Consider the following 13,864-nt stretch of genomic DNA (forward strand, 5'->3'; position numbering starts at 1 on the left):
GAATGCGGGCCGGGCCAATGTTGCTGAGCAGCGCTGCGGGGGGGCGATGATCGCTGCTCGAACGGGAAACGAGCAAGATGTCCGATAAGTTCCCGAAAAAAGTGATCGCAGCGAAATATTTTTCGATTTTTTCTTCGCCGAGAAAATCGAATTTGGATTCCAATGGCTTGATTACGTCAGCGTGGTCAGTCCGCTGAGTACCGCCAGCCCCAGGAAGGCCAGAAAGCCCATGGAATCGGTGGTCATGGTGACGAAAATGGAGCTTGCCACCGCCGGATCCTGATCGAGCCGGTCGAGCAACAGCGGGATCGCGACACCGGCGACCCCGGCGACGAAGATGTTGACGACCATCGCCGCGGCGATCACCGCGCCGAGCTGCGGGTTGGCGAACCATAGCGCGGTCGCACAGCCCGCGATCACGGCAATCGTGCCGCCATTGAGCAGCGCGATCTTCATCTCGCGCCAGATCGCGCGCCAGCTGTTCGAATCGGTGAGCTGGTTCATCGCGAGCGCGCGCACCGTCACCGCCAGCGTCTGGGTTCCCGCGTTGCCGCCGACCCCGGCGACGATCGGCATCAGCGCGGCGAGCGCGACCATCTGTTCGATCGCACCGCCGAAAAATCCGACGATCGAGGACGCGAGCAACGCCGTGCCAAGGTTGGCGACGAGCCAGCGCACGCGCGCGCTGTATGTTTCGCGGATCGGTTCGTTGATGTCGCCATCGCCAGCACCCGACAGGCGGAGAATATCCTCGCCCGCCTCTTCCTGGATGATGTGCACGATGTCGTCGACCGTGATCATCCCGACCAGCCGCCCAGCCTTGTCAACGACTGCGGCGGAAATCAGCGCATATTTCTGGAAGCGCAGCGCGACCTCTTCCTGGTCCATGTCGATCGGGATCAACGTCTGCTCGCGCTTCATCACGTCGCTGATCGCGATGTCGCGCGGGGTGCGCAGGATCCAGCTGAGCTGACAGGTGCCGATGGGGCGGTGCATCGGATCGACGACAAAGATTTCCCAAAAATCGCTGGTCAGCGTGGTGTCTTCGCGCAGCCGGTCGATCACGTCGCCGACGGTCACATGTTCGGGCACCGCGACCAGATCGCGCTGCATCAGGCGCCCGGCCGATTCCTCGGGGAAAGACAGCGCATCCTCGATCGCGGCGCGATCTTCGGGCTCCATCGCGTCGAGCACCGCCTGCTGCTCGTCGGCTTCCATATCCTCGATGATCGCGACGGCATCGTCGGTATCGAGTTCGGATGCGAGTTCGGCGACCTGTTCGGGCGCGAGCAGGTCGATCAGCTCCTCGCGCACATAATCGTTCATTTCCGCGAGCACGTCGGCCGACAGCATGTTGCCCAGCACCGCCGCCAGCATCGGGCGTTCGTCGCTCCGCGCCAGTTCGAACAGGTCGGCGATGTCGGCGGGGTGCAGGCGCCCGATCCGCTCACGTGCGGCTTCGCCTTCGCCGGCCTCGGCGAGTTCGATGACGTCGCGGACGAATTCGGGCTTCAGTCGATCGTCTTCGTCCAGCTCGGTTTCGGGCTCGCGCGGCGGCTGATCACGATCCCGGTCATCGGCGGCGATGAGGTCGTCCGGCGGCAGGGATTCTTCGCGTTTGTCCATCGCGCGGTCCTCCCTGGTTTTTGGCGGCGTCCGAGTTTCCCCTAGTGCCGCGACCCGCGGATGGCAACGCTGCGAACACCTTTTTGGCATTTAGTGCGTGGCTTTGATCGCGGCGGCAGCTATGGGACCGCCAACGCAGACCGCAGGAGTCCCATCATGTCCGAAACACTCACCCTCTCGCTCTCGACCGGCGATGTCGTCATCCGTCTCCGCCCCGATCTCGCGCCGCAACATGTCGAACGCATCTCGTCGCTCGCCAAGGAAGGCTTTTACGACGGCGTCGTGTTCCACCGCGTAATCCCCGGCTTCATGGCGCAGGGCGGCGACCCGACGGGAACCGGCATGGGCGGCAGCCAGCTTCCCGACCTGCCGCAGGAATTCAACAGCGAGCCGCACGTCCGCGGTGTGTGTTCGATGGCGCGCGCGCAGAATCCGAACAGCGCGAACAGCCAGTTCTTCATCTGCTTTGACGACGCACGCTTCCTCGACAACCAGTACACCGTCTGGGGTGAAGTGATCGAAGGCATGGAAAATGTCGACGCGCTGCCCAAGGGCGAGCCGCCGCGCGAGCCCGGCAAGATCGTGAAAGCGACGGTTAGCTGATCGCCGATCCTTCCCCCTTGATGGGGGAAGGATATGGAGCCTCATCGCGAAGCGATTAGGCGGAGTTGGATGGGGGTGACGGTGCGTCCTTGCACCATCGTTTCAGGTGGAGAGCGCACCCCCTCCGTTGCGACTAGGCGGCAAGCCGCCAAGTCTTGCTGCCTCCCCCATGGAGGGGGACGTACTTGGTGCATTATTCCCCGATGAAGCCGTTCAGTCGTTCGCACGCGGCGACCCAGTCCTGCTTGAATTCCTGCACGACCTGTCCGGCGCCCATCGCCTCGTTCATCAATCCGACGCCCTGACCGACCCAATAGGTCGCGAGCGCCTTGGCGCCTTCGTGGCCGCCTTCGGACAATTTATCGACCTTGCGCAGCGCGGGCTCGCTGACCAGTGATTGCAGCGGCATCGGCAGCGGTTTGGGCGCGCCGTCGGCTTCCCATGCGTCGGTCCACGGTGAACGGAGCTGGCGCGAGGGTTTGCCGGTGCGGCTTTTCGAGCGCACGGTGTCGCGCGCGGACGCGGCGAGCATCTTTTCCTTCACGACAGGATTGGTTTCGGCTTCGGCGGTGGTGAGCCACACCGACCCGCACCATGCGCCATGCGCGCCCATCGCCATCGCCGCCGCCATCTGGCGCCCGGTGACGATGCCGCCTGCGGCGAGGATCGGCGTCGTGTCGCCGATTGCGTCGAGCGCCGCCGCGACCTCCGGGACCAGCACCATCGTTGCGACTTCGCCGCAATGGCCGCCCGCTTCACCGCCCGCGACGACCAGAATGTCGACTCCCGCGCGAACCTGCGCCAGCGCGTGGTCGCGGGTGCCGACCAGCGCGGCGACAGGAACATTGTGGCGCTTGCCGAGCTCGAGCATCAGCGGCGGGGGGACGCCCAGCGCGTTGGCGATCAGGCGGATCGGATGGCGGAACGCGACTTCCAGCAGTCTTGCCGCGCCATCCTCGTGCATATTGTCGCCAAAGCTCTGGCGGCTTTCCATCGCGGCGTCGAGCCCCGAAGCATCGACGTCATATTTGCCGAGCAGGTCGGCGGCAAACTGAAGATGCGTTTCGGGGACTTTCGCCGCGCCGGACGAGGGCGCCTCGCCCTTGCCGACGAAGCTGTTGGGGACGATCAGGTCAACGCCATAGGGCTTGCCGCCGATATGCGCGTCGATCCACTGCAACTCTTCCTCAAGCCGTTCGGGCGGCAGCGCCGCGGCGCCAAAGACGCCCATGCCGCCCGCCTTTGATACGGCGACGACGACGTCGCGGCAGTGCGAGAAGGCGAGCAGGGGGAAATCAATGGCGAGCATCGCGCAGATGGGTGATTGCATTGGGCCTCTCCGGATGTGGACTAAAGTACCACGTAGCGTGCATGTCAGCGTTAGTTTACGTAAACGTCAAGTTGATTTGCTGCGGCCGCCCATTATCGCAGTCCGATGACCCAGTTTTCCCTTCCTGACTTCGACCTCGACGCCTTTGTTCGCGCTACCCTTGCCGAGGATCTCGGGTCGGGCGGTGACATCACCTCGATGGCGGTGATTCCCGCTGACGCGCGCTTTGGCGGGGTGATGGACAGCCGTGATGCGATCATCGTCGCGGGTTTGCCGATCGCCGAAGCTTTCTTTCGCGCACTCGATCCTGTCATGGAGATCGAAATCCTGATCGCCGAAGGTGCCGAAGTGGCCGCGGGCAGCGATTTGATGCGCCTGTCGGGCAATGCCCACGCGATGCTGACCGCCGAACGGTCGGCGTTGAATACGGTCCAGCATCTGTCGGGGATCGCGACGATGACGCGGCAATATGTGAACGCGCTGGCCGGAACCGGCGCGACGTTGCTCGACACGCGCAAGACGATCCCCGGCCTGCGCGTGCTGGAAAAATATGCGACGCGGATCGGCGGCGCGAAGAATCACCGTATGGGCCTGTGGGACGCGGCGATGATCAAGGACAATCATGTCGCGGTCGCCGGTTCGGTCGAGGAAGCGGTGCGGCGTGCGGTCGCGGCCAGGATCGCCGACATCATTGTCGAGGTCGACCGGGTGGCGCAGGTCGAGCCCGCGCTCGCCGCCGGGGCGACGCATCTCTTGCTCGACAATATGACGCTCGATGAATTGCGCGAATGTGTGGCGCTGGTCGATGGCAAGGTGCCGACCGAGGCGTCGGGCGGGGTGCGGCTCGACACGATCGGCGCGATCGGCGCGACCGGGGTGACCTATGTGTCGGTCGGGCGGTTGACGCAGTCGGCGCCCGCGGCGGACATCGGGCTCGATTTTGCGCTGGTTTGAAGATTCTACCGTCGCCCCCGCGAAGGCGGGGGCCGCTGCCGTTTTACCCAGCGACGGAGGAAAGGGCCGACGGCGGCCCCCGTCTGCGCGGGGGCGACGGTGGAGGGCCGCGACCGCACTCGCGCTGCTCCTCGTACCCACAGCAGCCCAAGCGCAGGCGCTCGCCTGCAAAATCCCCGATCGCATCCCGGTGCCGCGGCTCGACCAGCCCAAGCGCGGCGAACCGGTGCGCAAGACGCCGACCACCGGCTATCTGCTGGCCATGAGCTGGTCGCCGCAGCATTGCGCCACTGTCCGCAATCCCCGCGACGCGCGCGACCGGTTCCAGTGCGCGGGCGAAAATGGCCGTTTTGGCTGGGTGCTCCACGGGCTATGGCCCGAAACCGGCAGCCGTGACTATCCGCAATGGTGCCGCCCGGCCAAGATCGTGCCGCAGCCCGTGCTCCGCGAGCATTTGTGCATGACGCCGTCGGCGCAGCTGCTCCAGCATGAATGGGCCAAGCATGGTACCTGCATGAGCCCGCATCCCGCCGCCTATTTCCGCTCGGCCGCGATCTTGTTCGGCGCGGTGCGCTTTCCTGACATGGCGGCGTTGGGGTCGAAGCCGCAAACCGCGGGGAGTATCCGCCGCGCCTTTGCCGCGGCCAACAAGGGCGTGACCGCGCCGATGATTGCGGTGACGACCGACCGGCAGGGGTGGCTCAAAGAGGTGCGGCTGTGCCTTGGACCGCGGATGCGGCCGCAGCGCTGCAAGCCGTTTCAGGTCGGCGTCCGCGACGCGCGGACGGTGCGGGTCCGACCTATCCCAAAGGATTAGCCACTGTGCCGCTTTGACACGCCGCATCTGTTAACGATCTTTTAACCTTACCAAGTCGTTAAGACCGGCTTAGCTTGCCGGCCATGGACTCGGATCACATCGATATTCGCCGCCGGATTCAGGCGCATAGTGCCCGCCAGCTGACCATCGCGCGGCTGAGCGCGCCTGCAGACTGGCAGGGCGAATTGCGGCAGGCGCTGGCGGCGCACCGCGAGCCGGTGACGATTTTTGCGGGCAGCGACTTGCGGCTGTTTTTGCAGAGCTTCGCGGTGTTTTTTACCGCGACGATGATGTTTTTGATCTGAGGTCGGGTTCGGGCGGAAGCCTGCCGATCCGATCGTCCCCTCGGACTTGATCCGGGGTCGATGACTTCGGCGCTGCTGTGGATCCCGGATCTAGTCCGGGATGACGGATAAAGAGCTGTCCGCTTCCATCCCGTATCAGCCGTTTGCCGCCAACTTAATCGCACGCCTTGTGCAGCTTCCACGCCAGCACGGCGGAGACCAGACACATCGCGGCGACCATCAGCAGCGTGTCGTCGATGGTCAGGCCGATCCCGATCAGCACGCTGAGCAGCAAGGTTGCCGCCACCATGAAGCCCGAATTGACGATATTGTTCGCCGCCACGGTGCGCGCGGTCTGTGATTTGGCGACGGTGGTGGTCAGGAAGGCGTAGAGCGGGACGACGAACATGCCGCCCGCGATCGCGATGCCGAGCAAATCGAGGATGATGCGGTCGCCGGTCGTCAGCGCCAGAAAGTCGCGCCAGTTCATCAGGCCGGTGCCGACATGCTCCCAGCCCTTCACATTCCACCACAGGTCGAGCACGAACAGTCCCATCACGATCACCGACCCTGGCGAATAGCGCGCCGAGACATGACCCTTGAGCAGCCGGTTGACGATGATCGAGCCGATCGCGACGCCGACCGAGAAGATCGCCGTGAATAGCGTCGCGACGGTGTTGTCGGCGCCGAGCGCATTCTTGACCAATGGCGGGAATTGGGCGGCGAGGATGGCGCCGATCGCCCAGAAGAAGCTGATCGACACGATCGCAAGGAACAGTCGCGGGATGTGCATCGTCGAATTGACCAGCCGCCATGACGAGCGAAAGACATTATGGTCGATGACCAGCCCTTGCGCTTCGGTTTCGGGCGGCGCGGCTGGGACGTAGCTGGCGGTCAGGCGGCCGATGACGGCGACGATGATGATCCCGGGGATTGCGATATGTGGCGGGGTGAGGCCGCCGACGATGGTGCCACCGAGGATCGCAATATAGGTGCCGGCTTCGACCCAACCGGTGCCGGCAAGCACCTCGTCCTCCTCCAGATGCTGGGGCAGGATCGCATATTTGATCGGGCCGAAAAAGGTCGAGTGCGTCCCCATTGCGAACAGCGCGAGCAGCATGACGGGCACCAGATGCAACCAGATGCCAATGGCGCCGACGATCATGATGAAGATTTCGGCCGTCTTGATCAGGCGGATCATCCGCGTCTTGTCGGTGCTGTCGGCGAGCTGCCCGGCGAGCGCCGAAAACAGGAAAAAAGGCAGGATGAACAGGCCGCCCGCCAGCGCGTTGAACCACGCCTCGGTCTCCGGATCCTTGTAGATGGTGAAGGTGACGAGGATCACCATCGCCATCTTGTAGAAATTGTCGTTGAAGGCGTTGAGGAACTGGGTCGCGAACAGGGGCAGGAACCGGCGTTGCTTCATCAGCGCAAAAGAACCGGTCATTGAAAATCCACTTTTGCAGCCTGACATTCGGACAACGCCGCGACGTCACGGCAATATTGTTGTCGCGCGGGGGGCTTATCGGTTAGGGCATGCAGGGTCAAAGCCCATTTTGGGTTTAGCGCGCCGCAGCGGCGGGAATCAGGGGTCATGCTGAGTCTTCCGAACATCCTGACATTGTCGCGCATCCTGGCGGTGCCCATCCTGCTGTTCCTGCTGTGGCCGGGGGTGGTCGAAGGATCGCACCAGCCCAAGCCGATCGATTATGCGCTGGCGTTTGTCTTGTACTGCCTGATGGGCATTACCGATTATTTTGACGGTTATGTTGCACGCTCGCGCGGCATCGTGTCGCGGCTGGGCGCTTTCCTCGATCCGATCGCCGACAAGATCATGATCGCGGCAGTCATCCTGTTGCTGGTGTTCACCCGCGACATCGCGGGTTACCATGTCATTGCGGCGCTGATGATCCTGCTGCGCGAAATCATTGTGTCGGGGCTGCGCGAGTTTCTGGCGACGTTGCAGGTTTCGATGCCGGTCACCCAGCTGGCGAAATGGAAAACGACGTTCCAGCTCGTGTCGTTCGGCGCGCTGATCCTGGCCGGAGCGCTCCCTGCGTTCGAGTGGGTCAAGACGGTCGGGCTGGCGACGCTGTGGGGCGCGGCGGTACTGACGCTGATCACCGGCTGGGATTATCTGCGCGTCGGCCTAAAGCATATGGACTAGCGCGATGGCGCTCAACATTTCCTATTTCGCCTGGGTGCGCGAGCGGATGGGGACGGCCGACGAGGTCGTCGACCTGCCTGTCGGCATAACCGACCTGACCGCGCTGCTGTCGTGGTTGGCGGCGCGCGATGCGCGCGGGGCGTTGGCCTTTGCCGAGCCGCAGCGGATTCGCGCCGCGATCGACGGGGTGATGATGGGACCGGGCGCGCCGCTCGCCGGTGCGCGCGAGGTTGCACTGTTCCCGCCGGTGACGGGCGGATGATCCGCGTCGCGATGCAGGCGGCGGCGATCGACGTCGGTGCCGAACTCGACCTGCACGACGCGGGCGGCCATGGCGCGAGTGCCAGCTTTATCGGCCGGGTGCGCGGTGATGACGGGCTGGTCGAACTGTTTCTGGAGCATCATCCGGTGATGACCGAAGCGGGGCTGGGCGATCTGGCGCATGCGGCGGCTGATCGGTGGCAACTCGCGGCGCTGACGCTGATCCACCGCGTCGGCGCGATGGCGCCGGGCGACACAATCGTGCTGGTGCTGGCGAGCAGCCCGCACCGCAGCGAGGCGCTGGCGGCGTGCGAGTTTCTGATCGACCGGCTGAAGACCGACGTGATGCTGTGGAAGCGCGAGACATTCGAGGACGGGCGCGCGGCGTGGGTTGAGGCGCGGATGGGGGATGAGGTGCGGGCGGAGCGGTGGGGGTAACCTCAATCCGTCATCCCGGCGAAGGCCGGGATCTCACCCCGTCGCCATAACGCACTGGCGAGATCCCGGCCTTCGCCGGGATGACGGCGATTTGGAGGCGCCTAACCCTCCCGATGTTTCCGGAAAATATCGGCCAGCATTTTGAACTCGTCGGCGCGCGGGCTGCCCTTGCGCCAGACCAGCGCGATCGTGCGCCAGTCATGATCCGAATCGAGCGGGCGGGTGTCGATGTCGGTGTGGTCGAGGATTCCGGCTTCGATCGCCATTTGCGGCAGCATGGTGATGCCAAGGCCGTTGTCGACCATCTGCACCAGTGTGTGCAGCGACGTGCCCATCATCCGCGCCCCAGCGCGCAATTCGGGGCGGTTGCACGCGGCGAGGGCGTGGTCCTTCAGGCAATGGCCGTCCTCGAGCATCAGCATCTGCGCCGGGTCGATCTGATCGGCGCTGACCATCGCGGGCAAGTCTTCCGACTGGTCGCCGGGGAAGGCGACGAATAGCGCATCGTCGAACAGATTTTCGGCTTCCACGTCGCCGCAGCCATAGGGAAGGGCGAGCAGGACGCAATCGACGGTGCCGTGGTGGAGCGATTCGCACGCCTGCGCGCTGGGTTCTTCGCGCAGGAACAGCTTGAGCGCGGGGCGTTCCTTGCGCAGCAGGCGGAGCATGCCGGGGAGCAGGAAGGGCGCGATGGTCGGGATGACGCTCATCCGGAGTTCGCCGACCAGCGGCGCCGCGGCGGCGGCGGCCATGTCGGACAGTTCCTCGGCCTCGCGCAACACGCGGTGCGCCTTTTCGACGATCGCGTTGCCCAGCCCGGTAAAGCGTACGACGCGGCGGGTGCGCTCGACCAGCGTCTGGCCGAGCAGGGTTTCCAGCTCGCGGATCCCCGCCGACAGCGTCGATTGGGTGACGTTGCACGCGTCGGCGGCGCGGCCGAAATGGCCATGCTCGTGCAACGCGACGAGATATTGCATCTGCTTCAGCGTAGGGAGGTAGTTCGACATTGATCGGATATAGCCATGAACTGGGTCGTTTTGAATGGTTTTGTCGATAAATATTCGTCGCCATATCGGTGGCGATTGTTGCCGCTAGCGGCGGCGCCGTGATAGCCAACAGGATCGGACAAAGCGGAGGGGCGGATGGCAATTTCCCGTTTTCTGATCGGCGGCGTGGCCAGCGCGCTGCTGCTGACCGGCGGCCTGTTCCTGTGGGCGGGCTATACGCAGGTTACCGAGGAGGAGCTGCTGCCCGATCCGCCGCCCGCGCTCGCCGCGATCCCGGTGGCCGGGCCGAATGCCCCGACGCGCGGACCAGCGCCGCCCGCTTTGCCCGCCGCGAAGGAGGCGTCGCGCGAGGAACGGCGCTTCAACCGCTTCGACCGCGACCGCAATGATCGGATCAGCCGCGTCGAACTGATGTCGTCACGGACGGCGGCGTTTCGCAAGCTCGACAAGGATGGCAACAACCTGCTGACGTTCGAGGAGTGGGCGGCGGCGACGGGCGAGCGGTTTGCGGGGGCCGATGGCGACAAGTCGGGCGATCTGACGCGCGCGGAGTTTGCGACGACGGCGCCGAAGCGCGCGGCGAAGGCGAAGTGTAGCTGTTGACCTGCTCGTCGCCCCCCGCGCAGGCGGGGGCCGCTGTCGTTTTACGCGACGAGGCTGGTTTAGGCCTCCAGCGGCCCCCGCCTGCGCGGGGGGCGACGGTCAGGCCGCGACGCCTTCGGCAACCTTCACCCACTCGGCCAGCGCCGCGCCCGCGCGCTGGGTATAGCCGAGCTTGCGATCCTTCTTGCGAACCTCGTCGGCCAGCGGCGGGAACAGGCCGAAATTGACGTTCATCGGCTGGTAGCTCGCCGCATCGGCGCCGCCGGTGATATGGCCGAGCAGCGCGCCGAGCGCGGTTTCGGGCGGCGGCGGGGGCAGGGCGCGGCCCGCCAGTTCGGCAGCGGCAAAGCGCGCGGCGATGAGGCCGATGGCGGCGCTTTCGACATAGCCCTCGCAGCCGGTGATCTGCCCGGCGAAACGGATGTGCGGCGCCGATTTCAAGCGCAGCTGATGATCGAGTAGTTCGGGCGAGCGGATGAAGCTGTTGCGGTGAAGCCCGCCGAGGCGCGCGAACTCGGCCTTTTCGAGCCCCGGGATGGTGCGGAACAGCTCGACCTGTGCGACATGTTTGAGCTTGGTCTGGAACCCGACCATGTTCCATAGCGTGCCGAGCGCATTGTCCTGACGAAGCTGGACGACCGCATAGGGCCAGCACCCGGTGCGCGGATTGTCAAGGCCGACGCCCTTCATCGGGCCGAAGCGGAGCGTTTCGACGCCGCGTTCGGCCATCACCTCGATCGGCATGCAGCCTTCGAAATAGGGCGTGTCTTTTTCCCAGTCCTTGAACTCGGTCTTGTCGCCGTCGATCAGCCCCTGGACAAAGGCATGATACTGGTCCTTGTCCATCGGGCAGTTGATATAGTCCTTGCCGTCGCCGATTGGCCCGACCTTGTCCCAGCGGCTCGCCATCCAAGCGATGTCCATGTCGATGCTGTCGCGATAGACGATGGGGGCGATCGCGTCGAAAAAGGCGAGCGCGTCCTTGCCGGTCGCGGTGCCGATGCTGTCGGCAAGCGCGGCGGCGGTGAGCGGGCCGGTGGCGACGATCGTCAGGCCTGCACTGGGCAAAGTGTCGATGCGTTCGCGGACGATGGTGACGTTCGGATGCGCTTCGAGCGCGCGGGTGACGCCGCCCGCAAACAGGTCGCGGTCGACCGCGAGCGCCGATCCCGCGGGCACCTTGGTCGCGTCGGCCTCGCGCATGATGATCGAGCCGAGCGCGCGCATCTCGCGGTGGAGCAGGCCGACGGCATTGCTGTCGCCGTCGTCGCTGCGGAAGCTGTTCGAGCACACCATTTCGGCGAGCGCGTCGCCCTGATGCGCCGGGGTCATGTCGCCGCCGCCGCGCATTTCGGAGAGGCGGACGCGATACCCCGCCTCGGCGAGCTGCCAGGCGGCCTCGGACCCGGCGAGGCCGCCGCCGATGATGTGCACGTCGTATTCCGCCATTTACCCTATCCGTTGACTTGCGACCAATCTGCCGCGCACTAGGCGCGTTGGGGACAAGATGCAAAGGGGCGGGCATGAGTGAGCAGGGTTGGGATCGGGCGCGGTGGCTGTGGCTGGCGGCGCTGGTTGGCGGGATCAGCTATTTCGCGGCGGTCTATATGCGGCTCGACGGGCCGGCGATCTGGGCGTGGAAGGCATCGGGGGTCGGGCTGCTCGCGGTCTGGGCCGCGATGAACGCACGGAACACGGACGGCAAACTGATCGCGGCGGTGCTGGCGCTCGGGGCGCTCGGCGACTGGCTGCTCGATGCGGTCGGGATGCTGGCGGGCGCGGCGGCTTTTGCGACAGGGCACCTGATCGCGATCATCCTCTATCTGCGCAACCGGCGGTCCAGCGTGACCCCGTCGCAGAAACTGCTGGCGTGGATGCTGGTGCCTCTGGCACTGCTGATAGCCTGGGGGCTGACGTGCGGCGCCGAGGAGGCGGCGCTGATGGCCGCGGCGATCGCTTATACCGGCGGGGTAGCGATCATGGCGGCGACGGCGTGGACGAGCCGCTTTCCGCGCTATCGCACCGGCATCGGCGCGATGATGTTTCTGGCGAGCGACCTGTTCATTTTTGCCGGGGAGGGCGGGGCGCTGAGCAAGGATGTGACCTTATGGCTGGTGTGGCCGCTTTACTTTGGCGGGCAGGCGCTGATCGCCTGGGGCGTGGTGAGCACGCTGGCCAAGGACAAACTGCCCCAGCACCTTTATCCTCTCTCCCCTTGAGGGAGAGATACGAAGGGTTGGCAGCTTGCTGCCTAGTCGGAGCAAGCTGCGCTATCCTCTCCCTCATGGGGAGAGGAGTTTAGCTCGATCCTTCACCCCTCCCACGCCGCAATCGTCGTTCGGTGGAGCAGCCGGTCATAACCGTCGTAGCCGCCGGTGGCGCGGTGCAGGACCGAGCGGTTGTCCCACATCACCAGCATGTCGGGCTCCCACTGGTGCGCGTAACGAAATTCCTCGCGCCCCTGCCACTGGATGAGTTCGTAGAGCAAAGGCAGCGCCTCGGCATCGTCCAGACCATCGAAGCCGATGATGTAACCGGCGCAGCCGAACAGGCCGAGGCGGCCGGTTTCGGGGTGCGCGCGAATGAAGGGATGGCGCTGGGTTTCCAGCGCTTCGTCGCCCGAGCGGATGTCCATGCTGCGGTCCTTGTCATTCGCGCCGTACATGCCCGACGGCGCATAGCCGGCGCGGGCGCTATGGATCGCCTGCAAGCCTTCGATCCTTGAACGTAGCGCGGCGGGCATCGCGTCGAGCGCCGCGTGCTGGTTGGCAAATTCGGTGTTGCCGCCGACGGGCGGGATGGTGATGCCGAAAAGGCAGGTGCCTGCGGGCGGTCGCGCCTGAAAGCTCCAGTCGCTGTGCCAGTTTTCGGCAAACAGCGGCGCGGTTTCGTCGGCGCGGCGCCGGACAGCGATGACATGATCGCGGCCGGGGATCGGGCGGATGAAGGGATCGTCGCCGAAGCTGCCGAAATAGCGGGTGAAGCGTTCCAGATCGTCGTCGCTCATCTTCTGGTCGGGGAAGGCGAGGACGTGATGGTCGAGCCAGGCGGCGCGGATGGCGGCGACGGTCGCGGGGTCGAGCGGCTGGGTCAGATCGACGCCGGTGACGCGCGCGCCGCAGGCCTGCCCGCTGGGGGTGATAGTCAGGGTCATGGCGCCATGCTGCGCCGATTGGCCGGTGCGGTCAATCGGGCGCGGCGGACTGCCCCGAAACATCGCCGAAACGATGCGCGCGCGGCGCAAAGGCGCGCCCAGTTCAGCCCAGCGCCATCTTTGTTTTCCTAATTTTGCGCCAAGGGGTCGAATTTGGAGAAGAATATGTTCCAGCTCAAGAAACTCGCGCTCGCGGCGCTCATCGGCGCCGGTACGATTACCGCGCTGCCGACTGAGGCCGACGCGCGCGACCGGCATCACCGCCACGGCTATTATGGTGACCGCAGCGACTATCGCGATTACCGGCGCGACTATCGGCGTGATTATCGCCGCGACTACCGACGCAGCCATTATCGCGACCGCCGCTATTATTGCGGCCGCAGCAGCGGCACCACCGGGTTGATCGTCGGCGGCGCGGCGGGCGCGTTGCTCGGCCGCGAAGTCGACCGTTACGGCGATCGGGCTCCCGGCACGATCATCGGCGCGGCTGCGGGCGCGCTGATCGGCCGCGAAATCGATCGCGGCGGCCGTCGCTGCTGATCGGCGTCGGTGACTGAACGGAACCGGAGCGCTTCGCCGCGACGGTTCCGTTCAGAGCCCTTGACCGCCGGTGATTGCAG

The 13,864-nt window shown here is 65.3% G+C and carries 16 protein-coding genes; 10 read left to right on the top strand and 6 right to left on the bottom strand.

The window, feature by feature from the left end:
• Positions 1-171: 171 nt before the first annotated feature.
• Positions 172-1,626 carry a magnesium transporter gene (gene mgtE / locus FFS18_RS14925; protein WP_171005330.1) on the bottom strand — a complete coding sequence of 485 codons (1,455 nt, stop codon included), beginning with the start codon at positions 1,624-1,626 and terminating at the stop codon, positions 172-174.
• A 156-nt stretch (positions 1,627-1,782) separates the two neighbouring features.
• Between mgtE and FFS18_RS14930 the strand changes: the two genes are divergently transcribed.
• Positions 1,783-2,229, top strand: a complete 447-nt coding sequence (locus FFS18_RS14930) for a peptidylprolyl isomerase (protein WP_168453068.1) — start codon at positions 1,783-1,785, stop codon at positions 2,227-2,229.
• A 193-nt stretch (positions 2,230-2,422) separates the two neighbouring features.
• On the opposite strand, the gene FFS18_RS14935 is transcribed toward FFS18_RS14930, so the two are convergent.
• Positions 2,423-3,559: an NAD(P)H-dependent flavin oxidoreductase gene (locus FFS18_RS14935; RefSeq protein ID WP_137871435.1), complete on the bottom strand. Its 1,137-nt coding sequence runs from the start codon at positions 3,557-3,559 to the stop codon at positions 2,423-2,425.
• A 105-nt stretch (positions 3,560-3,664) separates the two neighbouring features.
• Between FFS18_RS14935 and nadC the strand changes: the two genes are divergently transcribed.
• The 3 genes from nadC to FFS18_RS14950 all read left to right on the top strand — a co-directional run bounded on the left by nadC (position 3,665) and on the right by FFS18_RS14950 (position 5,635).
• Complete coding sequence (nadC, locus tag FFS18_RS14940) at positions 3,665-4,513, top strand: carboxylating nicotinate-nucleotide diphosphorylase (RefSeq protein WP_137871436.1); 849 nt, start codon at positions 3,665-3,667, stop codon at positions 4,511-4,513.
• A 190-nt stretch (positions 4,514-4,703) separates the two neighbouring features.
• Entirely contained in the window at positions 4,704-5,330 is a 627-nt protein-coding gene (locus tag FFS18_RS14945) for a ribonuclease T2 family protein (protein ID WP_249340424.1), read from the top strand.
• 83 nt (positions 5,331-5,413) lie between these two features.
• Positions 5,414-5,635 carry a hypothetical protein gene (locus tag FFS18_RS14950; protein ID WP_137871437.1) on the top strand — a complete coding sequence of 74 codons (222 nt, stop codon included), beginning with the start codon at positions 5,414-5,416 and terminating at the stop codon, positions 5,633-5,635.
• 154 nt (positions 5,636-5,789) lie between these two features.
• Here FFS18_RS14950 and FFS18_RS14955 read toward each other — a convergent pair whose 3' ends face one another.
• A complete protein-coding gene (locus tag FFS18_RS14955) occupies positions 5,790-7,061 on the bottom strand; it encodes an MFS transporter (protein ID WP_137871438.1) in 1,272 nt (423 codons plus the stop codon).
• Positions 7,062-7,208: 147 nt separating this feature from the next.
• On the opposite strand from FFS18_RS14955, the gene pgsA reads away from it, so the two are divergent.
• From pgsA to FFS18_RS14970, 3 genes are read left to right on the top strand one after another with little or no spacing between them, the layout of a single operon-like run.
• A complete protein-coding gene (gene pgsA / locus FFS18_RS14960; RefSeq protein ID WP_137871439.1) occupies positions 7,209-7,781 on the top strand; it encodes a CDP-diacylglycerol--glycerol-3-phosphate 3-phosphatidyltransferase in 573 nt (190 codons plus the stop codon).
• Positions 7,782-7,785: 4 nt separating this feature from the next.
• Complete coding sequence (locus FFS18_RS14965; RefSeq protein ID WP_137871440.1) at positions 7,786-8,043, top strand: MoaD/ThiS family protein; 258 nt, start codon at positions 7,786-7,788, stop codon at positions 8,041-8,043.
• On the top strand, positions 8,040-8,480 hold the full coding sequence (locus FFS18_RS14970; protein ID WP_137871441.1) for a molybdenum cofactor biosynthesis protein MoaE: 441 nt from the start codon (positions 8,040-8,042) through the stop codon (positions 8,478-8,480). The genes FFS18_RS14965 and FFS18_RS14970 overlap by 4 nt, the downstream gene beginning before the upstream one ends.
• Before the next feature lie 101 nt (positions 8,481-8,581).
• Here FFS18_RS14970 and FFS18_RS14975 read toward each other — a convergent pair whose 3' ends face one another.
• A complete protein-coding gene (locus FFS18_RS14975; protein ID WP_137871442.1) occupies positions 8,582-9,487 on the bottom strand; it encodes a hydrogen peroxide-inducible genes activator in 906 nt (301 codons plus the stop codon).
• 135 nt (positions 9,488-9,622) lie between these two features.
• On the opposite strand from FFS18_RS14975, the gene FFS18_RS14980 reads away from it, so the two are divergent.
• The gene (locus tag FFS18_RS14980; RefSeq protein ID WP_171005331.1) at positions 9,623-10,090 is read left to right on the top strand and encodes an EF-hand domain-containing protein; all 468 of its coding nucleotides are present in this window, start codon (positions 9,623-9,625) and stop codon (positions 10,088-10,090) included.
• Between the two features lie 99 nt (positions 10,091-10,189).
• Here FFS18_RS14980 and trmFO read toward each other — a convergent pair whose 3' ends face one another.
• A complete protein-coding gene (gene trmFO / locus FFS18_RS14985) occupies positions 10,190-11,539 on the bottom strand; it encodes a methylenetetrahydrofolate--tRNA-(uracil(54)-C(5))-methyltransferase (FADH(2)-oxidizing) TrmFO (RefSeq protein ID WP_137871443.1) in 1,350 nt (449 codons plus the stop codon).
• 74 nt (positions 11,540-11,613) lie between these two features.
• Between trmFO and FFS18_RS14990 the strand changes: the two genes are divergently transcribed.
• Complete coding sequence (locus FFS18_RS14990) at positions 11,614-12,309, top strand: lysoplasmalogenase family protein (RefSeq protein WP_137871444.1); 696 nt, start codon at positions 11,614-11,616, stop codon at positions 12,307-12,309.
• 92 nt (positions 12,310-12,401) lie between these two features.
• On the opposite strand, the gene FFS18_RS14995 is transcribed toward FFS18_RS14990, so the two are convergent.
• Positions 12,402-13,244, bottom strand: coding sequence for a TauD/TfdA dioxygenase family protein (locus FFS18_RS14995; RefSeq protein WP_137871445.1), 843 nt, complete (start codon positions 13,242-13,244; stop codon positions 12,402-12,404).
• 153 nt (positions 13,245-13,397) lie between these two features.
• On the opposite strand from FFS18_RS14995, the gene FFS18_RS15000 reads away from it, so the two are divergent.
• Positions 13,398-13,784 carry a glycine zipper 2TM domain-containing protein gene (locus FFS18_RS15000; protein WP_502704179.1) on the top strand — a complete coding sequence of 129 codons (387 nt, stop codon included), beginning with the start codon at positions 13,398-13,400 and terminating at the stop codon, positions 13,782-13,784.
• Positions 13,785-13,864 lie beyond the last annotated feature (80 nt).

It is taken from the genome of Sphingopyxis sp. 2PD (genome assembly GCF_005503695.1).
GTDB lineage: Bacteria > Pseudomonadota > Alphaproteobacteria > Sphingomonadales > Sphingomonadaceae > Sphingopyxis.